This window comes from Enterobacter cloacae complex sp. SYL003, from assembly GCF_049236925.1.
Classification (GTDB): domain Bacteria; phylum Pseudomonadota; class Gammaproteobacteria; order Enterobacterales; family Enterobacteriaceae; genus Enterobacter; species Enterobacter intestinihominis.
On record NZ_JBMKJK010000003.1, the window covers coordinates 155,539 to 179,321 of the forward strand.

The 23,783-nt window shown below is 56.8% G+C and carries 23 protein-coding genes, 6 tRNA genes and 1 pseudogene; 10 read left to right on the plus strand and 20 right to left on the minus strand.

Features of this window, described 5'->3' with window-relative positions:
• The first annotated feature begins 18 nt into the window (after window positions 1-18).
• From emrA to ACOT1A_RS05295, 3 genes and pseudogenes are all read left to right on the plus strand, one after another.
• The gene (emrA, locus tag ACOT1A_RS05285) at window positions 19-1,191 is read left to right on the plus strand and encodes a multidrug efflux MFS transporter periplasmic adaptor subunit EmrA (protein WP_022649133.1); all 1,173 of its coding nucleotides are present in this window, start codon (window positions 19-21) and stop codon (window positions 1,189-1,191) included.
• 16 nt (window positions 1,192-1,207) lie between these two features.
• Window positions 1,208-2,755, plus strand: coding sequence for a multidrug efflux MFS transporter permease subunit EmrB (gene emrB, locus ACOT1A_RS05290; protein WP_022649134.1), 1,548 nt, complete (start codon window positions 1,208-1,210; stop codon window positions 2,753-2,755).
• A gap of 229 nt (window positions 2,756-2,984) precedes the next feature.
• Window positions 2,985-3,128 (plus strand): annotated as a pseudogene (locus ACOT1A_RS05295) (hypothetical protein); the annotation flags it as partial.
• Between the two features lie 61 nt (window positions 3,129-3,189).
• Here ACOT1A_RS05295 and luxS read toward each other — a convergent pair.
• The 19 genes from luxS to mltB all read right to left on the minus strand — a co-directional run bounded on the left by luxS (window position 3,190) and on the right by mltB (window position 17,027).
• Window positions 3,190-3,705, minus strand: a complete 516-nt coding sequence (gene luxS / locus ACOT1A_RS05300) for an S-ribosylhomocysteine lyase (protein ID WP_003862180.1) — start codon at window positions 3,703-3,705, stop codon at window positions 3,190-3,192.
• A 152-nt stretch (window positions 3,706-3,857) separates the two neighbouring features.
• Complete coding sequence (gene gshA / locus ACOT1A_RS05305) at window positions 3,858-5,402, minus strand: glutamate--cysteine ligase (protein ID WP_038416576.1); 1,545 nt, start codon at window positions 5,400-5,402, stop codon at window positions 3,858-3,860.
• A gap of 83 nt (window positions 5,403-5,485) precedes the next feature.
• Complete coding sequence (locus ACOT1A_RS05310) at window positions 5,486-5,914, minus strand: YqaA family protein (RefSeq protein WP_017692791.1); 429 nt, start codon at window positions 5,912-5,914, stop codon at window positions 5,486-5,488.
• A complete protein-coding gene (gene yqaB, locus ACOT1A_RS05315) occupies window positions 5,911-6,477 on the minus strand; it encodes a fructose-1-phosphate/6-phosphogluconate phosphatase (RefSeq protein ID WP_023306805.1) in 567 nt (188 codons plus the stop codon). Before yqaB ends, ACOT1A_RS05310 begins: the two co-directional genes overlap by 4 nt.
• Window positions 6,478-6,603: 126 nt before the next feature.
• Window positions 6,604-6,680, minus strand: a tRNA-Arg gene (locus ACOT1A_RS05320).
• Between the two features lie 64 nt (window positions 6,681-6,744).
• Window positions 6,745-6,821, minus strand: a tRNA-Arg gene (locus ACOT1A_RS05325).
• 64 nt (window positions 6,822-6,885) lie between these two features.
• Window positions 6,886-6,962 (minus strand) — tRNA-Arg (locus ACOT1A_RS05330).
• Window positions 6,963-7,026: 64 nt separating this feature from the next.
• A tRNA-Arg gene (locus tag ACOT1A_RS05335) sits at window positions 7,027-7,103 on the minus strand.
• 64 nt (window positions 7,104-7,167) lie between these two features.
• A tRNA-Arg gene (locus tag ACOT1A_RS05340) sits at window positions 7,168-7,244 on the minus strand.
• 4 nt (window positions 7,245-7,248) lie between these two features.
• Window positions 7,249-7,341, minus strand: a tRNA-Ser gene (locus tag ACOT1A_RS05345).
• Between the two features lie 342 nt (window positions 7,342-7,683).
• Window positions 7,684-7,869 (minus strand): carbon storage regulator CsrA, encoded by a 186-nt coding sequence (gene csrA, locus ACOT1A_RS05350; RefSeq protein ID WP_000906486.1) that lies wholly within the window; start codon window positions 7,867-7,869, stop codon window positions 7,684-7,686.
• 241 nt (window positions 7,870-8,110) lie between these two features.
• On the minus strand, window positions 8,111-10,738 hold the full coding sequence (gene alaS / locus ACOT1A_RS05355; RefSeq protein WP_022649139.1) for an alanine--tRNA ligase: 2,628 nt from the start codon (window positions 10,736-10,738) through the stop codon (window positions 8,111-8,113).
• 131 nt (window positions 10,739-10,869) lie between these two features.
• Window positions 10,870-11,370 (minus strand): recombination regulator RecX, encoded by a 501-nt coding sequence (gene recX, locus ACOT1A_RS05360; protein WP_017382782.1) that lies wholly within the window; start codon window positions 11,368-11,370, stop codon window positions 10,870-10,872.
• A 68-nt stretch (window positions 11,371-11,438) separates the two neighbouring features.
• Window positions 11,439-12,497 carry a recombinase RecA gene (gene recA, locus ACOT1A_RS05365; protein WP_022649140.1) on the minus strand — a complete coding sequence of 353 codons (1,059 nt, stop codon included), beginning with the start codon at window positions 12,495-12,497 and terminating at the stop codon, window positions 11,439-11,441.
• An 89-nt stretch (window positions 12,498-12,586) separates the two neighbouring features.
• Window positions 12,587-13,084: a nicotinamide-nucleotide amidase gene (pncC, locus tag ACOT1A_RS05370; RefSeq protein ID WP_003862172.1), complete on the minus strand. Its 498-nt coding sequence runs from the start codon at window positions 13,082-13,084 to the stop codon at window positions 12,587-12,589.
• 130 nt (window positions 13,085-13,214) lie between these two features.
• The gene (locus tag ACOT1A_RS05375; protein ID WP_045621630.1) at window positions 13,215-14,093 is read right to left on the minus strand and encodes a metal ABC transporter substrate-binding protein; all 879 of its coding nucleotides are present in this window, start codon (window positions 14,091-14,093) and stop codon (window positions 13,215-13,217) included.
• A 14-nt stretch (window positions 14,094-14,107) separates the two neighbouring features.
• The gene (locus ACOT1A_RS05380; RefSeq protein WP_045621628.1) at window positions 14,108-14,968 is read right to left on the minus strand and encodes a metal ABC transporter permease; all 861 of its coding nucleotides are present in this window, start codon (window positions 14,966-14,968) and stop codon (window positions 14,108-14,110) included.
• Window positions 14,965-15,618 carry a metal ABC transporter ATP-binding protein gene (locus tag ACOT1A_RS05385; protein ID WP_045621626.1) on the minus strand — a complete coding sequence of 218 codons (654 nt, stop codon included), beginning with the start codon at window positions 15,616-15,618 and terminating at the stop codon, window positions 14,965-14,967. Before ACOT1A_RS05385 ends, ACOT1A_RS05380 begins: the two co-directional genes overlap by 4 nt.
• A gap of 308 nt (window positions 15,619-15,926) precedes the next feature.
• Complete coding sequence (mltB, locus tag ACOT1A_RS05390) at window positions 15,927-17,027, minus strand: lytic murein transglycosylase B (protein ID WP_022649145.1); 1,101 nt, start codon at window positions 17,025-17,027, stop codon at window positions 15,927-15,929.
• A gap of 251 nt (window positions 17,028-17,278) precedes the next feature.
• Between mltB and srlA the strand changes: the two genes are divergently transcribed.
• From srlA to gutQ, 7 genes are all read left to right on the plus strand, one after another.
• Window positions 17,279-17,842 carry a PTS glucitol/sorbitol transporter subunit IIC gene (gene srlA, locus ACOT1A_RS05395; protein WP_003862164.1) on the plus strand — a complete coding sequence of 188 codons (564 nt, stop codon included), beginning with the start codon at window positions 17,279-17,281 and terminating at the stop codon, window positions 17,840-17,842.
• A complete protein-coding gene (gene srlE, locus ACOT1A_RS05400; RefSeq protein ID WP_023306809.1) occupies window positions 17,839-18,798 on the plus strand; it encodes a PTS glucitol/sorbitol transporter subunit IIB in 960 nt (319 codons plus the stop codon). The genes srlA and srlE overlap by 4 nt, the downstream gene beginning before the upstream one ends.
• A gap of 12 nt (window positions 18,799-18,810) precedes the next feature.
• Window positions 18,811-19,173, plus strand: coding sequence for a PTS glucitol/sorbitol transporter subunit IIA (srlB, locus tag ACOT1A_RS05405; protein ID WP_063163523.1), 363 nt, complete (start codon window positions 18,811-18,813; stop codon window positions 19,171-19,173).
• A 14-nt stretch (window positions 19,174-19,187) separates the two neighbouring features.
• Window positions 19,188-19,967: a sorbitol-6-phosphate dehydrogenase gene (gene srlD, locus ACOT1A_RS05410; protein WP_023298456.1), complete on the plus strand. Its 780-nt coding sequence runs from the start codon at window positions 19,188-19,190 to the stop codon at window positions 19,965-19,967.
• Between the two features lie 91 nt (window positions 19,968-20,058).
• Entirely contained in the window at window positions 20,059-20,418 is a 360-nt protein-coding gene (gene gutM / locus ACOT1A_RS05415) for a transcriptional regulator GutM (RefSeq protein WP_069596895.1), read from the plus strand.
• Window positions 20,419-20,481: 63 nt separating this feature from the next.
• Window positions 20,482-21,255: a glucitol operon DNA-binding transcriptional repressor SrlR gene (gene srlR, locus ACOT1A_RS05420; protein WP_015571676.1), complete on the plus strand. Its 774-nt coding sequence runs from the start codon at window positions 20,482-20,484 to the stop codon at window positions 21,253-21,255.
• Entirely contained in the window at window positions 21,248-22,213 is a 966-nt protein-coding gene (gene gutQ / locus ACOT1A_RS05425; protein WP_023298458.1) for an arabinose-5-phosphate isomerase GutQ, read from the plus strand. The genes srlR and gutQ overlap by 8 nt, the downstream gene beginning before the upstream one ends.
• On the opposite strand, the gene norR is transcribed toward gutQ, so the two are convergent.
• Window positions 22,210-23,724, minus strand: a complete 1,515-nt coding sequence (gene norR / locus ACOT1A_RS05430) for a nitric oxide reductase transcriptional regulator NorR (protein ID WP_023298459.1) — start codon at window positions 23,722-23,724, stop codon at window positions 22,210-22,212. The genes gutQ and norR overlap by 4 nt on opposite strands.
• Window positions 23,725-23,783 lie beyond the last annotated feature (59 nt).

Genomic DNA, 23,783 nt, shown 5'->3' on the forward strand with positions numbered 1-23,783 from the left:
AGATCGTGGAGAACAACAATGAGCGCAAATGCGGAGAACACCCCCCCGCAGCAACCGGTCAACAAGAAGGGCAAACGTAAGAGCGCCCTTATTCTGCTGACCTTGCTCTTTATTATTATTGCCGTGGCATATGGGATCTATTGGTTTTTAGTCTTGCGTCATGTTGAAGAGACAGACGATGCATACGTGGCAGGGAATCAGGTTCAAATCATGGCCCAGGTGTCAGGCAGCGTGACGAAAGTCTGGGCTGACAACACCGACTTTGTGAAAAAAGGGGATGTGCTGGTCACGCTTGATCCGACCGACGCCCAACAGGCGTTTGAAAAAGCACAGACGGCGCTGGCCTCCAGCGTTCGCCAGACCCGCCAGCTGATGATCAACAGCAAACAGCTTCAGGCCAATATCGACGTGCAGAAAACGGCCCTGGCCCAGGCGCAGAGCGACCTCAAGCGTCGTGTTCCTCTCGGCACCGCCAACCTGATTGGCCGTGAAGAGTTGCAGCACGCACGCGATGCGGTGGCAAGCGCACAGGCGCAGCTGGACGTGGCGATCCAACAGTACAACGCCAACCAGGCGATGGTGCTGGGCACCTCTCTGGAAAACCAGCCGGCGGTGAAACAGGCGGCGACCGAAGTGCGTAACGCATGGCTTGCCCTGCAACGTACCAAAATCGTCAGCCCGATGACCGGTTACGTTTCCCGTCGTTCCGTGCAGCCGGGTGCGCAAATTAGCACCACCACGCCGCTGATGGCGGTCGTTCCGGCGAACAACCTGTGGGTGGACGCGAACTTCAAAGAGACCCAGCTGGCGCATATGCGTATCGGCCAGACCGCAACCGTGGTCAGCGATATCTACGGCGATGACGTGAAGTACACCGGTAAAGTAGTCGGTCTGGACATGGGGACCGGCAGCGCCTTCAGCCTGCTGCCTGCACAGAACGCCACCGGCAACTGGATCAAAGTGGTACAGCGCTTGCCTGTACGTATCGAGCTGGATCCTAAGCAGCTGGCAGACCATCCGCTGCGAATTGGCCTTTCCACGCTGGTGACGGTCGATACCGCCAACCGCGACGGTCAGATCCTCGCAAGCCAGGTGCGCAGCACGCCAGCTTATGAAAGTAACGCCCGTGAAATTAGCCTCGATCCGGTCAATAAGCTGATCGATGACATCGTGAAGGCAAACGCCGGTTAAGCCGAAGGTGAGCGTTATGCAACAGCAAAAGCCGCAAAAACCGCTTGAGGGGGCGCAGCTGGTCATTATGACCATTGCGCTGTCGCTGGCGACATTCATGCAGGTGCTGGACTCCACCATCGCAAACGTGGCGATCCCTACGATCGCCGGGAACCTTGGCTCATCGCTGAGCCAGGGGACCTGGGTCATTACCTCATTCGGGGTGGCGAACGCCATCTCTATTCCCATCACCGGCTGGCTGGCGAAGCGCGTCGGTGAAGTGAAGCTGTTCCTCTGGTCGACGATCCTGTTCGTGCTGGCCTCCTGGGCTTGCGGCATGTCCAGCAGCCTGACGATGCTGATTTTCTTCCGCGTCATCCAGGGGATTGTCGCCGGGCCGTTGATTCCGCTGTCGCAGAGTTTACTGCTGAACAACTATCCGCCCGCCAAGCGCTCCATCGCGCTCGCGCTGTGGTCGATGACGGTGATTGTCGCCCCAATTTGCGGGCCAATCCTCGGCGGCTATATCAGCGATAACTATCACTGGGGCTGGATCTTCTTCATCAACGTACCCATCGGTGCGCTGGTGGTGCTGATGACGCTACAGTCTCTGCGTGGTCGCGAAACGCGGACCGAACAGCGGCGGATCGACGGCATCGGGCTGGCACTGCTGGTTGTCGGCATCGGCAGCCTGCAAATCATGCTCGACCGCGGCAAAGAGCTGGACTGGTTCGCCTCTACGGAAATCATCGTGCTGACGGTGGTCGCCGTGGTTGCCATCAGCTTCCTGATTGTCTGGGAACTGACGGACGAAAATCCGATAGTCGACCTCTCGCTGTTTAAATCGCGAAACTTCACCATCGGCTGCCTCTGTATCAGCCTCGCCTATATGCTCTACTTCGGCGCGATTGTTCTGCTGCCGCAGCTGTTGCAGGAGGTGTACGGCTATACCGCAACCTGGGCGGGGCTGGCCTCCGCGCCGGTGGGGTTAATTCCGGTTCTGCTGTCGCCGATTATTGGCCGTTTCGCCCATAAGCTCGACATGCGCAGGCTGGTGACGTTCAGCTTCATCATGTACGCCGTGTGCTTCTACTGGCGCGCGTATACGTTTGAACCGGGAATGGACTTTGGCGCCTCCGCGTGGCCGCAGTTTATTCAGGGCTTTGCTGTGGCGTGCTTCTTTATGCCACTGACCACCATTACGCTTTCCGGCTTGCCGCCTGAGCGGATGGCGGCGGCATCGAGCCTGTCGAACTTCACCCGTACGCTGGCGGGCTCCATCGGGACATCGATCACCACCACGCTGTGGACCAACCGGGAAGCGATGCACCATGCCCAGCTGACCGAAGCGGTGAACCCGTTCAACCCTAACGCTCAGCAGATGTATAGCCAGCTTGAGGGGATGGGGATGACGGAGCAGCAGGCGTCCGGCTGGCTTGCCCAGCAGATCACCAACCAGGGGCTGATTATCTCGGCAAACGAGATTTTCTGGATATCGGCGGGGATCTTCATCGTCCTGCTGGGGCTGGTGTGGTTTGCCAAACCACCGTTTGGTGCCGGTAGCGGGGGCGGTGGAGCGCACTAGCCCTGTGCACGGGTTGCCCGGTGGCGCTACGCTTACCGGGCCTACGAACGTAGGCCGGATAAGGCGTAGCCGCCATCCGGCAAAACACCGCACCGTGTCCAAAACGCGACAGCGATTGTCAGTTCCGATAAAGCAGCGCGCCTGAAATTGATTCACGAGAGTGAAAAGACAACAGGAGCGTACCATGCTGAACACACCCGCGCCACGCGCTGGCTCTCGACAGACTTACGTCGAAGTGAGCACGCCGAACGTCTATCTCGACCAGATCGAATATTTCTGCCACCACTTCAGCCGCCGCAGCGACGTCTGTATCAGCGTGCATCCGCAAAACGATCGCGATACCGGCGTCGCCAGCGCGGAGCTGGCCGTGGTTGTCGTCATCAGTATTGTAGGCCCGGTCAGCGAAGCGCCACCGGGCATCCACAGGCACAATACTAAATGTGCAGTTCCTGAAGTTTTTCTTTTGGCAGGGCCAGCTCGTCGTTGCTGTTTACACGAACATCACGTTCGATGATATGGCGGGCAATCTCCTGAGCTTCTTCCAGAGAGTGCATCTGGTAAGTACCGCACTGGTAAACGTTCAGCTCTGGGATCTGGTTCTGCTCTTTCACCTTCAGCACGTCTTCCATGGCCGCTTTCCACGCATCCGCGACGCGTTTCTCTTCAGGCTGACCAATCAGGCTCATGTAGAAACCGGTGCGGCAGCCCATCGGAGAGATATCGATGATCTCCACGCCGTTGCCGTTCAGGTGGTCGCGCATGAATCCGGCGAAAAGGTGTTCCAGCGTGTGAATGCCTTTCTCTGGCATCACTTCTTTATTCGGCACGCAGAAGCGCAGGTCGAAAACGGTGATCGTGTCGCCGTGCGGCGTGTTCATGGTCTTCGCCACGCGGACTGCTGGTGCTTCCATACGGGTATGGTCGACAGTAAAGCTATCTAATAACGGCATACGTCACCTCCGATAGTGATTTTTTTTAAAATAAACTGAACTCTTCTACAGAATGCGCGTCTGAGTATATGAAAGACGCGCATTTGTTATCATCATCCCTGAATTCAGAGATGTATATTTTGGCCACAGCGATGTGGCCTTTTTCTTTTGGTTCAGGCCTGCTTCGCCAGAAACGCCTCAAACGACTCCGTATCCGCCGCTTCGACCTCTTTCTGACGCACAACGGACGCATCGCGCTCTGCCACAAAATCCGCTTCGCTCAGGATCTCTAACGGCTCCTGCATCAGCATCTCACGGTACTCCGCTGAGAGTGAACGCCCTGTGCCACCAATTCCCTGTTCAATCATAGAACGCAGAATACGTGCTGAGAATGTCAGTTCCGGGTTATCAAAGCTTTCAATCAGTTCGTCGCAGACCTTCTGGTAAGCTTCGCCGCCGTACACGCTATCCAGCGTCTGGGCTACGCGCTTCAGGTCATGGAACAGATCCTTCCCTACCTTAGACAGTGGGAACTGGGCCGTTTCACAGCCAATACCTAACGTCAGACCCGGCTTGCGCCCTTCCAGAATCACGCGATTCCAGTTGGCACGAGTACACAGCAGTTCGTCGGAACTCATTTCCGGCGCATCCGCCAGTACGCACCAGACCATAAACAGGTCAAGGAAGCGAACCTGCTGCTCGTCAACGCCAATCGGTGAGAACGGGTTAATATCCAGTGAGCGCACTTCAATGTATTCGATCCCGCCGCGCTGTAGCGCATCAGACGGCGTTTCACCGCTGCGCGTCACGCGCTTCGGACGAATCGGCGCATACAGTTCATTTTCAATCTGCAATACGTTGGTGTTAATTTGCAGGCGCTTGCCGTCTTTTTCGAGGCCGATTTTTTCGTACTCTTCCGACGGGGTTTTTATCGCCCGCTTCAGGCCTGCCACATATTCGTGCAGATCGTTAAACGTAATTCCGAGATTGCTTTGCGACTTATTGGTATAGCCAAGGTCGCTCAGGCGCAGCGAGGTCGCGTACGGCAGATAGTACATGCCACACTCAGTCTTCTCGAACGGCAGCGTGGTCGGTTTCCCTTGCAGGAACGATGAACAGATAGCCGGGGACGCGCCGAACAGATACGGAATAACCCAGCCAAAACGGTAGTAGTTGCGGATCAGGCGGAAGTAGCCCGCGGAGATCGCTTCTTTATCCGTTTCACCGCACTTCGCCTGCCAGAACGCCATCGGCAGAGAGAAATTGTAGTGCACGCCAGAGATCGTCTGCATCAGTGCGCCGTAGCGGTTTTTCAGTCCTTCGCGATACAGCGTTTTCAGCCGTCCAATATTCGAGGTGCCGTACTGAGCCAGCTCGATATCCTGCCCCTGCTCGATATAGCACGGCATGCTGAGCGGCCACATACGCTCGTCGCCGAGGTTGCGGGCGGTGAAGCGATGCACGTCGCGCATGATCGTCAGCATATGATCAATATCACCGTCTACTGGCGTAATGAACTCCAGCAGCGCTTCGGCGAAATCGGTTGTGATCCATTTATGTGTCAGCGCCGAGCCTAACGCCTTCGGGTGTCCCGTAGTCGCTAAGCTACCATCCGCATTTACGCGCAGCGTTTCGCGCTCAAGCCCACGCTGAATCCCCTTCAGTGCCTGAGGGTGATTTTCCAGCCAGGCCAGCGCCTGTGATACGTCCGGGATCAATTTGACCTCCCGCCTGTCAAAAAATTGTCACTCAGCATAATTGTAATGGTTGACGATTGAAGGTCGCGAATTCATTCCACCAATTAGTGCCACCACGTCATACCCTGTAGTGTTACCCATGCCAGTAAAACATAGCGTAACGCCTTGCCAAGGCACAAAAAAAAGAGTACCGGTCCCCAGGAGATGCGCATCCATCCCGCCAGCAGACACAGTAAATCGCCTATTACAGGCATCCAGCTTAATAACAGCGTGGCAGCGCCATAGCGTTTTAGCCAGCCCACTGCCTTTTCCTGCCAGCGAGATTTTTCGCGTAGCGGAAAGAAACGTCCAAGAATAACGTTAGTCAGCCCTCCAAGGCTATTACCCATTGTTGCTATTAAGACCAGCAACCAGGGCTGACTCACGCCGGACAACAGCATCGCCACCAGCACCACTTCCGAATTCCCCGGTAAGAGGGTGGAGCTTAAAAAACTGCTGGCGAATAATGAAGCGAGTGACAGCGCGTCACTCACAGTAAGCGAACATCCACCGCCGCCATTCCGGCATCACGCGCGGCCTGAATGCCAAAATCAGCATCTTCAAACACCACGCATTTTGCAGGTGGTACACCCATTAATTCTGCACAGCGCAGGAAGGTATCCGGTGCGGGTTTGTGATGTTTAACATGATCGGCGGCAACGACGGCAGAAAAATAGTGGCGCAGGCCAAGGTGTTTGAGTAGCGCTTCAGCAATCGCGCTCTCGCTGCCCGTACCGACAGACATAGGACGAAGGCCGTGCCACTCCTTGACAACGTCAATGAGTGGTAAAGGCTGCACGGTGTCTAACAGTATGGCTTTTACCGCGTCGGTTTTTTCACGCGCGAGCTGGTGCGGGTCGAGATCGGCCTGATTCAGCTCAATCACGGCCTGTGCGATACGCCAGGTGGGCGATCCGTTGAGGGCAATCATCGCCTGTAAATCGAAGCGCATACCGTAACGGCCCAGGACTTCGGTCCAGGCCTGACGATGCGTGGGTTCGGTATCCAGGAGGGTGCCGTCCATGTCGAAGATCAAACCGTCATACTGTGCGTACATCGTGCTCTCGCTAAACGATTAACAAAGCATTACTTTATCGTAAAAGGGGATTTTTGTCGCTGATTGCGAAGTGATAACAATGAGAGTGATTAAGAACTAAACATCGAAGGGGATCACAAGAAGAGATGGTGCATCCGGGAGGATTCGAACCTCCGACCGCTCGGTTCGTAGCCGAGTACTCTATCCAGCTGAGCTACGGATGCATCGGGATTTGCTGCTGTACTTCTCGATACTCATATCACTTCAAAAGCAATATGAATTAAAAAATGGTGCATCCGGGAGGATTCGAACCTCCGACCGCTCGGTTCGTAGCCGAGTACTCTATCCAGCTGAGCTACGGATGCATCGGGATTTACTACTGTACTGCTCGATATTCATATCACTTCGAAAGCAATATGAAGTAATAGATGGTGCATCCGGGAGGATTCGAACCTCCGACCGCTCGGTTCGTAGCCGAGTACTCTATCCAGCTGAGCTACGGATGCATCGGGATTTACTACTATACTGCTCGATATTCATATCACTTCGAAAGCAATATGAAGTAATAGATGGTGCATCCGGGAGGATTCGAACCTCCGACCGCTCGGTTCGTAGCCGAGTACTCTATCCAGCTGAGCTACGGATGCATCGGGATTTACTACTGTACTGCTCGATATTCATATCACTTCGAAAGCAATATGAAGTAATAGATGGTGCATCCGGGAGGATTCGAACCTCCGACCGCTCGGTTCGTAGCCGAGTACTCTATCCAGCTGAGCTACGGATGCAAAATGGCGGTGAGGCGGGGATTCGAACCCCGGATGCAGCTTTTGACCGCATACTCCCTTAGCAGGGGAGCGCCTTCAGCCTCTCGGCCACCTCACCACACAACGCCTCTTTCGAGTGCTTCGAGCAACTCGTTAAGAGCTTCTCGTCGCTGCGTGGCGCATATATTACTTTCTGGGACTTATAAGTCAAACAATTTTCCACATGCTTTTTTCGTTTGCACAATTCGCACGCAATTCGCATGTAAAAGCCGCAAAGAGAGTGTTTTATAAGCGGATTTTGCAGGCATCTTCACAGACTTGTGTTGAGAGAAGCGTGTCATTTGGATGAGATAAGATTATGAGAGTGGTCAAAAACGAAGCGTTTGAAATAGAACGGTAACTTTATGCAGGAAAAATAGCGGGAGGGTTGCGTCTCGCCCGACAGCGAGACGCGACAATATCAGTAACTGGACTGCTGGGATTTTTCAGCCTGGATACGCTGGTAGATCTCTTCACGGTGGACAGATACTTCTTTAGGAGCGTTAACACCAATACGTACCTGGTTACCCTTTACCCCTAAAACTGTCACGGTGACCTCATCCCCAATCATGAGGGTCTCACCAACTCGACGAGTCAGAATCAGCATTCTTTGCTCCTTGAAAGATTAAAAGAGTCGGGTCTCTTGTATCCCGGCATTATCCATCATATAACGCCAAAAAGTAAGCGATGACAAACACGTAAAGTGTAAGCAGTCACGGCATCACATTCTGTTAAACGTAAGTTTAGCCGATATACACAAACTCAACCTGACTTTATCGTTATCGATAGCGCAGTGAGCAAGACGCCATAACGTTACCGCTATGGCGTCTGCTTGTGCTTTGTAGTTATTACAGTTTCGCGCTTACCCAGCTTTCAACGCTGGCTAATGCCGCGGGAAGTGCCGCCGCATCCGTACCACCGGCTTGCGCCATGTCCGGACGACCGCCACCTTTGCCACCCACCTGCTGGGCGACCATGCCAATCAGTTCCCCTGCTTTGACACGATCCGTCACATCCTTAGAGACGCCCGCAATCAGAGAAACCTTACCCTCTGCGACCGTTGCCAGCACGATAACCGTCGAACCAAGCTGGTTCTTCAGATCGTCGACCATGGTACGCAGCATCTTAGGCTCAACGCCCGCCAGGTCGCTGACCAGCAGTTTGACGCCCTTAATGTCTACCGCTTTGCTGGAGAGGTTTGCGCTCTCCTGCGCCGCAGCCTGTTCTTTCAGCTGCTGGAGTTCTTTTTCCAGCTGACGGGTACGATCCAGCGCGACACGCACTTTCTCGCCCAGGTTCTGGCTATCGCCTTTCAGCAGCTGCGCGATCTCGTGCAGCTGGTCGCTCTGCGCATGCAGGCTGGCAATTGCACCTTCCCCGGTCACCGCCTCAATACGACGCACGCCTGCCGCCGTACCCGACTCGGAAACGATGCGGAACAAGCCGATGTCACCGGTGCGGGATGCGTGAGTACCGCCACACAGTTCGGTAGAGAAGTCGCCCATGCTCAGCACGCGAACGCGGTCGTCATATTTCTCGCCAAACAGCGCCATCGCACCTTTCTTCTTCGCTGCCTCAAGATCCATGATGTGGGTTTCGATTGGCAGGTTGCGGCGGATCTGGGCATTCACCAGGTCTTCCACCGCACGAATTTCAGACGGCTTCATCGCTTCAAAATGCGAGAAGTCGAAACGCAGCACTTTGTCGTTAACCAGAGAACCTTTCTGTGCAACGTGCGTACCCAGCACTTCGCGCAGGGCTGCGTGCATCAGGTGGGTTGCCGAGTGGTTCAGACGGATGCGCGCGCGGCGAGCTTCGTCAACGTTGGCCTGAACGCCCTCGCCCACTTTCAGAGAACCGGAAACCAGTTTGCCCTGGTGACCAATTGCCTGACCGTATTTCTGGGTATCGCTTACGCTGAAGCTGAAGCCATTGCCTTTCAGTTCGCCTTTATCGCCAACCTGGCCGCCGGATTCCGCATAGAAAGGTGTTTTATCCAGGATAACAACCGCGTCCTGACCTGCGCTAATGCTGTCTACGGCTTTACCGTCAACAAACAGCGCGGTCACGTTGCTGGTCAGAGCCAGCTCTTCGTAGCCTTTAAATTCAGACGCGCTATCAACGCGGATCATCGCGTTGTAGTCCGCGCCAAAACCGCTGGATTCACGCGCACGACGACGCTGCTCTTCCATTGCGGCTTCAAAGCCTGCTTCGTCAACTTTGATGTTGCGCTCGCGGCAAACGTCCGCCGTCAGGTCAACCGGGAAGCCGTAGGTGTCGTACAGGCGGAAAGCGGTTTCGCCATCCAGCGTGTCGCCCTTGAGTTTCGCCAGCTCGTCGTCCAGCAGCGCCAGTCCGCGCTCCAGCGTACGGGCAAACTGCTCTTCTTCGGTTTTCAGAACCTGTTCAACCTGCGCCTGCTGGCGTTTCAGCTCGTCACCGGCAGAGCCCATCACGCCAATCAGTGGCCCAACGAGTTTATAGAAGAAGGTGTCCTTCGCGCCCAGCATGTTGCCATGACGGATCGCACGACGAATGATACGACGCAGCACATAGCCACGGTTTTCATTCGACGGGATAACGCCGTCAGCAATCAGGAACGCACAGGAACGAATATGGTCTGCGATAACGCGCAGTGATTTGTTGTTCAGATCGGTTGCGCCCGTCACTTCGGCAACGGCTTTGATCAGGGTGCTGAACAGGTCAATCTCATAGTTGGAGTTAACGTGTTGCAGAACGGCCGCGATACGCTCAAGACCCATACCGGTATCTACGGACGGTTTTGGCAGCGGCTCCATGGTGCCGTCGGCCTGACGGTTGAACTGCATGAAGACAATGTTCCAGATCTCAATGTAGCGATCGCCATCTTCTTCCGCGCTTCCCGGAGGGCCGCCCCAGATGTGGTCACCATGATCGTAGAAGATCTCGGTGCACGGACCGCAAGGGCCGGTGTCACCCATCTGCCAGAAGTTATCAGACGCGTAAGGCGCGCCTTTGTTGTCACCGATACGGATGATACGTTCGCGAGGGATACCCACTTCTTTTTCCCAGATGTCGAACGCTTCGTCATCGGTCTCATACACGGTCACCCACAGACGCTCTTTCGGCAGATTAAACCAGTTTTCACCGGTCAGCAGTTCCCACGCATATTGAATGGCGTCGTGTTTGAAGTAGTCGCCGAAGCTGAAGTTACCCAGCATTTCGAAGAAAGTGTGGTGGCGCGCGGTGTAACCGACGTTTTCCAGATCGTTGTGTTTACCGCCCGCACGCACGCAACGCTGTGAGGTTGTGGCGCGGGAATAATTACGCTTGTCGAGACCAAGGAACACATCCTTGAACTGGTTCATCCCGGCGTTGGTAAACAGCAGAGTCGGGTCATTGTTCGGTACCAGGGAGCTGCTGGCAACAACCTGGTGTCCCTTACTATGGAAAAAATCGAGAAACGCCTGACGGATCTCAGCGGTGCTCTTGCTCATAATTATCCTGAAATCAAGCTAACGAAATGTCGCAGCAGATCTGTATCTGTAAACAGTTGGACGGACCAGCTACTGGAAAAAGTGGGAATAAGATAAGTTTTCTTTAGTGGGAAGTAAAATCCCGCATGCGTTCAATCGGTAAAATTACGCCAGATATCCTGAATATCTTCCATCAGGAAGCCGCGGTAGAGTAAAAAGCGCTGGATTTTAACTTTTTCTGAAAATTCACGCGGCAGCGGCTCACCGTACTTTCGTACCGCCTGCTCACGCGCCAGTTCGCACCAGTCGATTTCACTTTCGCGCATGGCTTTTTCAATCGATTCACGGGCTACACCTTTCTGGTTCAGCTCCTGGCGGATACGCGCTGGCCCATAGCCTTTACGACCACGGCTGGCAAGAAAGCGAGCGGCAAAACGGCCATCATCCAGATAGTGATGCTCGTAGCACCAGGCAACCACGCGGTCATAATCTTCCGCGGTGGCATCAATGTCTTCCGGACCGTTTTTGCTCATGACGGGCGCTGACAGTTTCCGCCGCAGCTCCTGTTCGCTATGGTCACGCACGGCAAGAATACGCACGGCCCGATCCAGCAAGCGTGAGTAGGCTGGTCGGCGTGATGTCGGTTCACTCATAAAAAACCTGTCGATTCAGAAATGCAAAAAGGGCCGCATCAGCAGCCCTTCATTTTTATCCGAGAGGATTAAAAGTCTTCGTTGGTTTCTTCAGCATCCGCGCCGTCGACCACGAAATCAGGTTTAGAGTCCTGGTTGCTCAGCAGGAGTTCACGCACCTTCTTCTCAATCTCTTTCGCCGCCGCCGGGTTCTCTTTCAGCCAGGAGATAGCATTCGCTTTACCCTGACCAATCTTGTCACCGTTGTAGCTGTACCATGCGCCCGCTTTTTCAATCAGCTTCTCTTTCACGCCCAGGTCAACCAGCTCGCCGAGGAAGTTGATACCTTCGCCGTAGAGGATCTGGAATTCAGCCTGTTTGAACGGTGCTGCGATTTTGTTCTTCACAACCTTCACGCGGGTTTCGCTACCGACGACGTTATCCCCCTCTTTCACCGCGCCGATACGGCGGATATCCAGACGGACAGAAGCGTAGAATTTCAGAGCGTTACCGCCGGTGGTGGTTTCCGGGTTACCGAACATTACACCAATTTTCATACGGATCTGGTTGATGAAGATCAGCAGCGTATTGGACTGCTTCAGGTTACCCGCCAGCTTACGCATCGCCTGGCTCATCATACGTGCCGCGAGGCCCATGTGAGAGTCACCGATTTCACCTTCAATTTCCGCTTTTGGCGTCAGCGCCGCAACGGAGTCGACGATGATCACGTCAACCGCACCTGAGCGCGCCAGCGCGTCACAAATTTCCAGGGCCTGCTCGCCGGTGTCCGGCTGTGAGCACAGCAGGTTGTCGATATCAACGCCCAGTTTACGGGCATAGACCGGGTCCAGCGCGTGCTCGGCATCGATAAACGCACAGGTTTTACCTTCGCGCTGTGCCGCCGCAACAACCTGCAACGTCAGGGTGGTTTTACCCGAGGATTCCGGACCGTAGATTTCTACGATACGGCCCATCGGCAAACCGCCAGCGCCCAGTGCGATATCAAGAGAAAGCGAACCAGTGGAGATAGTTTCCACGTCCATGGAACGGTCTTCACCCAGGCGCATGATGGAGCCTTTACCGAATTGCTTTTCGATCTGGCCCAGTGCTGCCGCCAACGCTTTCTGTTTGTTTTCGTCGATAGCCATTATTACTCCTGTCATGCCGGGAGAAGCAACTGCGCTTCACCATGGACTTCTGTTCTGTTGAGGCAATTATACTGTATAATCATACAGTATCAAGTATTTTGTAGAAATTGTTGCCAGAGCGTTTTTAACGCGTATTCCGTTGCCTGACGACGCACGCTTTCGCGATCGCCGCTGAAGCATTCCCGGCGGGTGATCCCTTCACCTTTTGAGGTGGCAAAGCCAAACCAGACGGTGCCGACAGGCTTCACGTCGCTGCCGCCGTCCGGCCCCGCGATACCGCTGATGGAGATAGCGTAATCTGCGCGCGCCTCTTTCAGCGCGCCAATCGCCATTTCGATCACCACCGGCTCGCTGACCGCGCCATGCTGCTCAAGCGTGGCTTCACGCACGCCAATCATCTGCGCTTTAGCCTCGTTACTGTAGGTCACAAAGCCGCGTTCAAACCAGGCGGAACTGCCAGCAATATCGGTAATTGCTTTCGCCACCCAGCCGCCGGTGCAGGATTCTGCGGTCGTGAGAGTCGCGCCGCGCTGTTTCAGCGCCAGCCCCACCACTTCGCTTAGCTGCATCAATTCATGGTCAGTCATTCTCGCTCCAGGCCTTAGAAAAACATGCAGCACAAGATAGCACTTTCTCATCAAATATGGGGATGCGCGTCGGGTTTTACGAGGGGGCTTCAGAAAAAAGCCGATGCGGGCGCATCGGCCAGAGAGACGCTTATTTCATGCTGTTAGCGAGGGTATCCACATTGTGGCGAAACGCCTTGACGTAGGTGTCCGCCACGCCGCCCTTCGCGGACAGCGCTTCCGGGTAAAGTTCACCGCCCGGCTGGGCGCCCGTGGCGGTCGCAATCTGCTTCACCAGGCGCGGATCAAGCTGGTTTTCCATAAACCAGGTTTTCACACCGTCAGCTTTAATCTGATTGATGATCTCCGCTACCTGCGCCGCGCTGGCTTCACTCTCAGACGACAGCCCCTGCGGCGCCATAAACGTCACGCCGTAGGCGCGGCTGAAATAGCCGAAAGCGTCGTGGCTGGTCAGCACTTTGCGCTTCGCCTGTGGGATGTCGCTGAAACGCTTTTTAGCCCAACCGTCCAGCTGAGAGAGATGCGCAATATAGGGTTTACCGGTAGCTTCAAGCGCCGCCGTATCTTCAGGATCGGCCTTCACCAGCCCTGAGAGAATATTTTGCGCATACAGCGCGCCGTTCGCCGCGCTGTTCCACGCGTGCGGATCGGTCACGGTTTTACCGTCCTCTTCCAGAGTGTGCGTTTTCACGCCGTCCGAAGCAACCACCAGCTGGCCTTTGAATCCGGAGGCTTTCACCAGACGATCGAGCCAGCCTTCCAGCCCCAGCCCATTGACCACCACCACGTCGGCTTTACTCAGCGCCGCGCTGTCTTTGGGCGAGGGTTCGAAAGTATGGGGATCACCGTCCGGCCCCACCAGCGTCGTCACCTTCACACGATCGCCGCCAACCTGCTGCGTGATGTCTCCCAGGATGGAAAAGCTGGTCACCACATTAAGCGTTTTCGCCATTACGCCGTGCGTCATCATGCCGAGCGCGAGCGCCACGGCTAACCCTGTACGTTTCATCGTTTCCCCTTGCGTTAAAAAAGCGCCCGCAGGCTATCCGCCAGCCTGCTGCGCGTGCCAAATAAAACGGAAATAAAGAACAATGCGCTGGCGGTCAGCACAATGGAGGGCCCGGCGGGCAGACTCACTGCCCAGGAAAGGCTTAAGCCCAGCCACGCGCAAAAAATACCGCTGATACCCGCCATCAGAAGTAACCCTGGCAGGGTGCGCACCCAGCAGCGTGCCGCCACGGCGGGTAACATCATCAGCCCGACGGCCATCAACGTGCCGAGCACCTGAAAACCGGCCACCAGGTTGAGCACCAGCAGCGCCAGAAACAGACCGTGTAACATCCCGGGCAGCCAGCGCGCGTTCACCTGCAACCACGCGGTATCGAACGCTTCGCTGACCAGCCCACGATAAAACATCGCCAGCGTGAGGAGCGTGAACATGCAAACGCCCGTCACGAACAGGGCTGACGCGCTATCCACGGCGAGAATGGAGCCAAACAGAAGATGAAGCAGATCGACATTTGAACCGCGCAGCGACACCAGCGTGACGCCCAGCGCCAGGGAACCCAGGTAAAACCCCGCGAAGCTGGCATCCTCTTTAAGGGGCGTGCGGCGGCTGACCAGCCCGGCCACCAGCGCAACGGCGATCCCGGCAATAAACCCGCCGACAGTCATTGCCAGAAGCGACATACCGCTGAGCAGATAGCCCACCGCGACACCCGGCAAAATGGCATGAGAAAGGGCGTCCCCCATCAGGCTCATCCGACGCAGCTGAAGGAATACCCCCAGCGCAGTGGTGCTGACGGAGAGCGCCAGGCAAACCACCAGCGCGCGCCGCATAAAGCCGTACTCAATAAACGGCTGGAAGAAGAGATGCCAGATCATGCCACCCTCACCCGCTCGGTTTTCCAGTGCGGCGTATCAGCATCCAGCCGCAGCGTTTGTGGGAAGTGGCGCGAGACGCGTTCGCTGTCGTGCAGTACCGCCAGCAGGGTCTGCCCCTGCATATACATCTCCAGCATCAGATCCATCAGCACGTTGCAGGTCGCTTCATCGACGCCGGTGAAAGGCTCATCCAGCATCACCAGCGGCGCCTGCTGCACCAAAACGCGGGCAAACAGCATGCGCTGAAACTGGCCGCCGGAAAGTTCATCTATGGTAGAGAACGCCATGGACGCCAGCCCCACGCGCTCAAGCGCGCCGGCAATGCGCATGCGGGTATCCCGACGAAAACTGGCAAATAGCGAGATTGCTGGCCAGCAGCCCATGCTCACCACGTCCTGCACGGTCAGAGGAAATTGCGCCTCCAGCGCGTGACGCTGCGCCAGCCAGCCCACCACCGGACGTCTCCCCTGCCAGCGAAACGTACCGCTGACGGGCGGAAGAAAGCCAGCGAGCGTTTTCAGCAGCGTGGATTTGCCGCAGCCGTTGGCCCCGACGATGGCGGTCATGCTCCCGCGTTCAATCACGCCGGACAGTGCGCGCGTAACGGGCTGGCGATCGTAACCCGCCACCAGGTCGTTCATCACGATCATGGCAACGCCACCGCCCAGCGCACGGCCAGGCCGAGAAACAGAATGAGCACCAGCGCCAGCAGCAGCCGAAGCGAGGATGAGAGAGAAAACAGGGACATGGATATCTCAATTCAATAATGTTATAACATAACAATAATGAAAGGCGATTGAGATGTAAACGGCGGGAGTGAAATGAGAATGTGGCGAAATGTTTCTGCAAACTTCCCTCTCCCGTGGGAGAGGGTCAGGGTGAGGGCATCAGGCCGCACCGTGCGGGCAGCCATGCCGGGTGGCGGCGTTGCCTTACCCGGCTTACCCGTCGGGGTAACTTACTGGCTAAACGGTGACGCTGCCGGCACACGCGCCTGAGACACCGCCAGCCCCAGCTGCCACACCGCCATCGCATAGTGCGTGCTGTGGTTGTAGCGGGTAATGGTGTAGAAGTTCGGCAGTCCGAACCAGTACTGATAACCGGTTCCGACATCCAGGCGCAGCAGGCTCACCTGGTCAACATTGCCCAGCGGCTGCGACGGCGTTAAGCCTGCCGCTGCAAGCTGCGCAACGCTGTATTTGGTTTTAAATCCGTTTTCCAGACCAAACGCCTCGCCGTTCGCCTGCACCGCCACCTGGCCGCCCGGCGTCCAGCCGTGCGCTTTGAAGTAGTTGGCCACGCTGCCAATGGCGTCTTCGGGATCCCACAGGTTGATGTGACCATCCCCGTTAAAATCTACCGCGTACTGCTTATAGGAGGACGGCATAAACTGGCCGTAGCCCATCGCACCGGCGAACGACCCTTTCAGATCTAACGGATCGTCCTGTTCGTCTCGCGCCATCAGCAGGAAGGTTTCCAGTTCAGAGGAGAAATACTCGGCGCGGCGCGGGTAGTTGAAGGAGAGCGTCGCCAGCGCATCGAGGATGCGGGTTTTACCCATAATGCGTCCCCAGCGAGTCTCGACCCCAATAATACCGACGATGATCTCCGGCGGCACGCCATAGACCTGCCACGCACGATTCAGGGCGTCTTCATACTGATTCCAGAACACCACGCCATTTTGCACGTTGTCCGGGGTAATAAACTGTTTGCGATAGCGCAGCCACGCCCCGTTTGGCCCGGTCGGCACCTGGGCCGTCGGCGCCTGCCTGTCCATCAGGCGCAGCACGTAGTCCAGACGCTTCGCCTGAGACAAAATGGCATGCAGCTGCTGGCGATCAAAACCGTGCTTGCTCACCATTTTATCGATGAACTGTTCGGCCGCAGGGTTATTCGCGAAGTCGCCGCCCATCTGCATCATATTGTGCTGCGGCTCAAGCAGAAACCCGCCGGAAGGCGCGCCCGCCGTTTGTTGAACAGCTTCAGTCCTGGGTTTGCTACTACAGGCGGACAGGAGAATAAGCGCAGGTAACAGCGCTGCATAACGACGCTTGAACATGTGGCATCCATTTAACGAGTTCGGTAAGAACCCAGTATGGTAAAGCATCCGCAACACCTCAAGGAAGCGGTACACACCTCCCCAACGCAAATCCGCGCTTTTTTCCATCGAAAATCATTCGCCCCACCAATTATCTTTCAAATTAATCCATTTTTCTTTCATTGTGAGATCTAATTAACACTTTAAAAGCTTTCAATTTGATTATTATTAGCCCCGAACAGACAAAAACAAACGCCCTACAGGAGAGAAGAATGATAGAAACCATCACCCACGGCGCCGAGTGGTTCATCGGGCTTTTTCAGAAAGGCGGCGAGGTATTCACCGGCATGGTGACCGGGATCCTGCCCCTGCTGATCAGCCTGCTGGTAATCATGAACGCGCTGATTAACTTTATCGGCCAGCAGCGTATTGAACGCTTCGCCCAGCGCTGCGCCGGAAACCCGCTGTCCCGCTACCTGATCCTGCCCTTCATCGGCACCTTTGTGTTCTGCAACCCGATGACCTTAAGCCTCGGCCGCTTTATGCCAGAGAAGTACAAGCCGAGCTATTACGCCGCCGCCTCCTACAGCTGCCATTCCATGAACGGCCTGTTCCCGCACATCAACCCCGGCGAGCTGTTCGTTTATCTCGGGATCGCCAGCGGCCTTACCACGCTTGGCCTGCCGCTCGGCCCGCTGGCGGTGAGCTACCTGCTGGTCGGTCTGGTCACCAACTTCTTCCGCGGCTGGGTGACGGATCTCACCACCGCCATTTTTGAGAAAAAAATGGGCATCCAGCTTGAACAGAAAGTCCATCTTTCAGGAGCTACAGCATGAACCGGATCCGCATTGAGAAAGGCACGGGCGGCTGGGGCGGCCCGCTGGAGTTCGACGCCACCGAAGGCAAAAAGATTGTGTACATCACCGCAGGCACGCGCCCGGCGATCGTCGACAGGCTGCACGAGCTGACGGGTTGGGAAGCGGTCGACGGCTTCAAGGAAGGCGAACCGCCGGAAGCGGAAATCGGCGTGGCGGTGATCGACTGCGGCGGCACGCTGCGCTGCGGCATCTATCCGAAGCGCCGCATTCCGACGGTAAATATTCACTCCACCGGGAAATCCGGCCCGCTGGCGCAGTACATCCTTGAGGATATTTATGTCTCTGGGGTGAAGGAGGACAACATCACGCTGGTGAATGGCACATCCGCGCCGCAAAAAGCGGCCTCGCGCGAGTACGACACCAGCAAAAAAATCACCGAGCAGAGCGATGGCCTGCTGGCGAAGGTCGGGATGGGGATGGGGTCCGCCGTGGCGGTGCTGTTCCAGTCCGGGCGCGACACCATCGACACGGTGCTGAAAACCATTCTGCCGTTTATGGCGTTCGTCTCGGCGCTGATCGGTATCATCATGGCCTCCGGCCTCGGCGACTGGATTGCCCACGGCCTCGCCCCGCTCGCCAGCCACCCGCTCGGCCTGGTGACGCTGGCGCTGATCTGCTCCTTCCCGCTGCTGTCGCCGTTTCTCGGCCCGGGCGCGGTGATTGCCCAGGTCATCGGCGTGCTGATTGGCGTACAGATTGGTCTGGGCAACATTCCCCCGCACCTCGCTCTGCCAGCCCTTTTCGCCATTAACGCTCAGGCGGCGTGCGACTTCATCCCCGTCGGGCTGTCGCTGGCCGAAGCACGTCAGGACACCGTGCGCGTGGGCGTCCCCTCCGTGCTGGTGAGCCGCTTCCTGACGGGCGCGCCAACGGTGCTGATTGCCTGGTTTGTCTCCGGCTTTATTTATCAATAAGAGGTTCCTGCCATGACCGTGATTTACCAGACCACCATTACCCGCATCGGCCTGAGCGCGGCCGATGCGCTGAGCGACCAGATGCTGATCACCTTCCGCGAAGGGGCGCCTGCGGATATCGAAGAGTTTTGCTTTATCCACTGCCACGGCGAGCTAAACGGCGAGCTGAAGGCCGGGAGCCAGCTTGAGCTGGGCGAGGCGCGCTATGCCGTGACCGCCGTCGGCGACGTCGCTGAACAAAACCTGCGCGAGCTGGGGCACATCACCCTGCGTTTTGACGGGCAGCCGCAGGCGGAGTATCCCGGCACGGTTCACGTTGAGGGGCCGGTTCCGCAGGCTGTCACACCAGGCTGTACGTTAAAATTTGTTGCGTAATTAAGGAGAAACACATGAGTCAGGTTGCCGTTGTCATTGGTGGGGGACAAACCTTAGGCGAGTTCCTCTGCCGTGGGCTTGCCGCAGAGGGTTACCGCGTGGCGGTTGTGGACATTCAGAGTGAAAAAGCCGCCCGCGTGGCGGACGCCATCAACACCGAGTTTGGCGAAGGGATGGCGTACGGATTTGGTGCCGACGCCACCAGCGAGCAGAGCGTGATGGCACTGGCCCGCGGCGTGGATGAGATATTTGGGCGTATCGACCTGCTGGTCTACAGCGCGGGGATCGCGAAAGCGGCCTTTATCAGCGATTTCGAACTGGGGGATTTTGACCGCTCGTTGCAGGTGAATCTGGTGGGCTATTTCCTCTGCGCCCGTGAGTTTTCCCGGCTGATGATCCGCGATGGTATTCAGGGGCGCATCATTCAGATCAACTCGAAATCCGGGAAAGTGGGCAGCAAGCACAACTCCGGCTACAGCGCGGCGAAGTTTGGCGGCGTGGGGCTGACGCAGTCTCTGGCGCTGGATCTGGCCGAATACGGCATCACCGTTCACTCGCTGATGCTGGGTAACCTGTTGAAATCACCGATGTTCCAGTCCCTGCTGCCGCAGTACGCCTCCAAGCTCGGCATCAAAGCTGAAGAAGTGGAGCAGTACTACATCGACAAAGTGCCGCTCAAGCGCGGATGTGATTATCAGGACGTGCTGAACATGCTGCTGTTTTACGCCAGCCCGAAAGCCTCGTACTGCACCGGGCAGTCGATTAACGTCACCGGTGGGCAGGTGATGTTCTGAGTTTAATCCCCGGTGGCGCTGCACTTACCGGGGCTACAACCCCCGTAGGCCGGGTAAGGCGCAGCCGCCACCCGGCAATTAAGGAGTCGATATGGTAACCGCATTAATCACCTTCGCCGCCCTCGCCTGGATCTGCCAGATGGCGTTTGGCGGCTGGCAGATCCATCAGTTTAACCGCGCGTTTGACGCCCTGTGCCAGAAAGGCCGTGTGGGCGTCGGGCGTTCCGGCGGACGCTTCAAACCGCGGGTTGTCGTCGCTGTTGCGCTGGATGAAAACAATAAGGTCTGCGATTCCCTCATCATGCGCGGCATGACCGTCTTTGCCCGCCCGGTGAAAATCCAGGCGATCAACGGCATGTTGCTGCATGAATTACAACCTGATGTGATCTTCCCCCATGATTCACTCTGTCAGAATGCACTATCATTAGCGCTTAATCTGAAACATGGATAATTTCGTTGTGAAAGTTATAAACTTGCGGAATTATCATTTCGCAACGTAAGGAACGAAGCGCCTATGAAACCACGTCAGCGGCAGGCGGCCATACTTGAGCATCTGCAAAAGCAGGGAAAGTGCTCGGTAGAGGATCTGGCCCACTACTTTGACACCACCGGCACGACAATACGCAAGGACCTGGTGTTGCTCGAAAACTCCGGCGCCGTCATTCGTACCTACGGCGGCGTGGTGCTCAATAAAGACGAAGCCGACCCGCCTATCGATCACAAGACGCTGATTAATACGCACCAGAAAGCGCTGATTGCCGAAGCCGCGGTCAAATTTATCCAGGACGGCGATTCCATCATCCTCGACGCTGGCAGTACCGTCCTGCAGATGATCCCGCTGCTCAGCCGCTTTAATAACATCACCGTGATGACCAACAGCCTGCACATCGTCAATGCCCTGTCAGAGTTCGACAGCGAGCAGACCATCCTGATGCCCGGTGGCACCTTCCGTAAAAAATCCGCGTCGTTTCACGGGCAGCTGGCGGAGAATGCCTTCGACCACTTCAGCTTCGATAAGCTGTTTATGGGCACGGACGGCATCGACCTCAACGCGGGCGTGACCACCTTCAACGAGGTGTTCAGCGTCAGCAAAGCGATGTGCAACGCCGCGCGGGAAGTGATTTTGATGGCGGACTCGTCGAAGTTTGGCCGTAAAAGCCCCAACATTGTCTGTAGCCTTGAAAGCGTCGATAAGCTGATTACCGACGCAGGTATCGATCCGGCATTTAAAAAAGCGCTGGAAGCGAAGGGCATCGACGTGATCGTAACCGGAGAGAAAAATGAGTGATTTTCTGTTAAACGCAGGCCGCCAGACTCTGCTGCTGGAGCTACAGGAAGCCAGCCGCCTGCCGGAGCGTCTGGGTGAGGATTTTGTTCGTGCAGCCAACACCATTATCCACTGCGAGGGCAAAGTGATCGTGGCGGGTATCGGTAAATCCGGTCATATCGGCAAGAAGATTGCCGCGACGCTTGCCAGCACCGGCACACCGGCGTTCTTCGTGCATCCTGCCGAAGCGCTGCACGGCGATCTGGGGATGATCGAAAGCCGCGACGTGATGCTGTTTATCTCCTACTCCGGTTCAGCCAAAGAGCTGGATCTCATCATCCCTCGCCTGCAAGAAAAATCGGTGGCCCTGTTAGCGATGACCGGCAAATCCCGTTCGCCGCTGGCGCTGGCCGCGAAAGCAACGCTGGATATTTCCGTTGAGCGCGAAGCCTGCCCGATGCACCTGGCACCGACCTCCAGCACCGTCAACACGCTGATGATGGGCGACGCGCTGGCGATGGCGGTTATGCAGGCCCGCGGCTTTAACGAAGAGGATTTCGCCCGTTCCCATCCTGCTGGCGCGCTTGGGGCACGTCTGCTCAACAAGGTTCACCATCTGATGCGCACGGACGATGCCATTCCTCAGGTCAAACTCGACACCAGCGTGATGGACGCCATGCTGGAGCTGAGCCGCACCGGGCTGGGGCTGGTTGCGGTATGCGACAACGACCGCCAGGTGAAGGGCGTCTTCACCGACGGCGACCTGCGCCGCTGGCTGGTGGGCGGCGGCAAGCTGGAGGCGCGGGTATCCGAAGCAATGACCCGGGGCGGGCTGACGCTGAATGCCGACAGCCGCGCCATTGAAGCCAAAGAGGTGCTGATGAAGCGCAAAATCACCGCCGCGCCGGTGGTGGACGAGCACGGCAGGCTGTGCGGCGCGATCAACCTGCAAGACTTCTACCAGGCGGGGATTATTTAACCCTTAAGCCCCAGACGTTTCGCCAGCCTGTGAAGGTTGGCGACGTCCATCTCCAGCGCCCGCGCGCATGCCGCCCAGCTGCGGTTATTCTGCTCCAGGGCGCGGGTGATCATCTGACGCTGGAACGCATCCGTCGCCTCGCGCAGGTTTTCGTTCACGCTCTCAGGTATCACTGGCTTCACGGACGGCGTCGTTTCCTCATGCAGCGCGAAATGGCGCGCATGGATAACCACTTCATCCCCCGAACGCGTAGCCCGCGCCAGCACCACCGCGCGGTGAATCGCATGTTCCAGTTCACGCACGTTACCCGGCCAGCCGTAGCTCAGCAGGTGCGTCCTCGCGCCGGGGCTTAGCACCACGCGGGAAAGCCCCATTTTGAGCCGACACTGTTCGCAGAAAAAGCCCGCCAGCAGCACCACATCATCGCCCCGCTCGCGCAGCGGCGGCACCGTGAGCGGGAACACGCTCAGACGGTGGAACAGATCGGCGCGGAAATTGCCCGCCAGCACCTCTTCGCGCAGATCGCGGTTCGTCGCCGCCAGCACGCGCACATCCACGCGTAAGCTGCGATCGTCACCCACGCGTTGAATATCGCCATACTGCAACACCCGCAGCAGTTTGGCCTGGAGCGAAAGGGAGAGTTCGCCAATTTCATCGAGGAACAGCGTGCCGTTATCAGCCATTTCGAACTTGCCGCTGCGGTTGCTGATCGCCCCGGTAAAGGCCCCTTTGACGTGTCCGAACAGCTCGCTTTCCGCCACGCTTTCCGGCAGCGCCGCGCAGTTGAGATACACCAGCGGGTTCACCGCACGGGGCGAGGCTTCGTGGATCGCTTTCGCCACCAGCTCTTTACCGGTGCCGGTCTCCCCGAAGATCAGCACGTTCAAATCAGACGCGGCGACAATCTCAATCTCTTTTTTAAGCTGCGCCATGCCCGGCGAAAGGCCAATCATTTCGGTGTGCGCCACCTGCTCAAACGCCGTCGGGCTACCCGGAAGAATATTCTGGCTCTCCAGCTGTTCTATCAGCAGGGCGTTGTTCAGCGCCCCGGCCGCCAGCGCGGCAATCAGCCGTAGCTCTTCGTCGCTGAAGGTATCGAACTGATCCGGCGACATGCCATCGAGGGTTAACGCGCCAATCAGGTTCTGCCCGGCAAACAGCGGCAGGCCGATACAGGCGTGAACCTTCAGGCTCTCCTGGCCGGGGATCAGGCCGTCGTACGGATCGGGCAGATCGCTGTCTGCCGGGAAACGCACCACGTCACCCGCACGGGCGATGGTTTCCAGACGCGGGTGGCCCTCCAGGGTAAAGCGCCGCCCGAGTACGTCCTTCGCCAGACCGTCGATAGCCAGCGGAATAAACTGCCGCCCTTCGTAACGCAGCAGCGCCGAGGCATCGCAATCCAGCACGTGACGCAACGTGGAGATCAGCCGTTGAAAGCGGTCCTGATGACCAATACCGGTTTGCAGTTCTATGGCGATCTTCGCCAGCACATCTACGGAAAAGCTCATCTCTGCCTCACTGTCATTTTGACAATACATAGTGTCATATTGACAATTTTTAAGATAGT

Coding starts and splice junctions, on each gene's coding strand:
- emrA (WP_022649133.1), top strand. CDS start 19: ATGAGCGCAAATGCGGAGAACACCCCCCCGCAGCAACCGGTCAACAAG.
- emrB (WP_022649134.1), top strand. CDS start 1,208: ATGCAACAGCAAAAGCCGCAAAAACCGCTTGAGGGGGCGCAGCTGGTC.
- luxS (WP_003862180.1), bottom strand. CDS start 3,705: ATGCCGTTATTAGATAGCTTTACTGTCGACCATACCCGTATGGAAGCA.
- yqaB (WP_023306805.1), bottom strand. CDS start 6,477: ATGTACGCACAGTATGACGGTTTGATCTTCGACATGGACGGCACCCTC.
- csrA (WP_000906486.1), bottom strand. CDS start 7,869: ATGCTGATTCTGACTCGTCGAGTTGGTGAGACCCTCATGATTGGGGAT.
- alaS (WP_022649139.1), bottom strand. CDS start 10,738: ATGAGCAAGAGCACCGCTGAGATCCGTCAGGCGTTTCTCGATTTTTTC.
- recX (WP_017382782.1), bottom strand. CDS start 11,370: ATGAGTGAACCGACATCACGCCGACCAGCCTACTCACGCTTGCTGGAT.
- recA (WP_022649140.1), bottom strand. CDS start 12,497: ATGGCTATCGACGAAAACAAACAGAAAGCGTTGGCGGCAGCACTGGGC.
- pncC (WP_003862172.1), bottom strand. CDS start 13,084: ATGACTGACCATGAATTGATGCAGCTAAGCGAAGTGGTGGGGCTGGCG.
- ACOT1A_RS05375 (WP_045621630.1), bottom strand. CDS start 14,093: ATGAAACGTACAGGGTTAGCCGTGGCGCTCGCGCTCGGCATGATGACG.
- ACOT1A_RS05380 (WP_045621628.1), bottom strand. CDS start 14,968: ATGATCTGGCATCTCTTCTTCCAGCCGTTTATTGAGTACGGCTTTATG.
- ACOT1A_RS05385 (WP_045621626.1), bottom strand. CDS start 15,618: ATGATCGTGATGAACGACCTGGTGGCGGGTTACGATCGCCAGCCCGTT.
- mltB (WP_022649145.1), bottom strand. CDS start 17,027: ATGTTCAAGCGTCGTTATGCAGCGCTGTTACCTGCGCTTATTCTCCTG.
- srlA (WP_003862164.1), top strand. CDS start 17,279: ATGATAGAAACCATCACCCACGGCGCCGAGTGGTTCATCGGGCTTTTT.
- srlE (WP_023306809.1), top strand. CDS start 17,839: ATGAACCGGATCCGCATTGAGAAAGGCACGGGCGGCTGGGGCGGCCCG.
- srlB (WP_063163523.1), top strand. CDS start 18,811: ATGACCGTGATTTACCAGACCACCATTACCCGCATCGGCCTGAGCGCG.
- srlD (WP_023298456.1), top strand. CDS start 19,188: ATGAGTCAGGTTGCCGTTGTCATTGGTGGGGGACAAACCTTAGGCGAG.
- gutM (WP_069596895.1), top strand. CDS start 20,059: ATGGTAACCGCATTAATCACCTTCGCCGCCCTCGCCTGGATCTGCCAG.
- srlR (WP_015571676.1), top strand. CDS start 20,482: ATGAAACCACGTCAGCGGCAGGCGGCCATACTTGAGCATCTGCAAAAG.
- gutQ (WP_023298458.1), top strand. CDS start 21,248: ATGAGTGATTTTCTGTTAAACGCAGGCCGCCAGACTCTGCTGCTGGAG.
- norR (WP_023298459.1), bottom strand. CDS start 23,724: ATGAGCTTTTCCGTAGATGTGCTGGCGAAGATCGCCATAGAACTGCAA.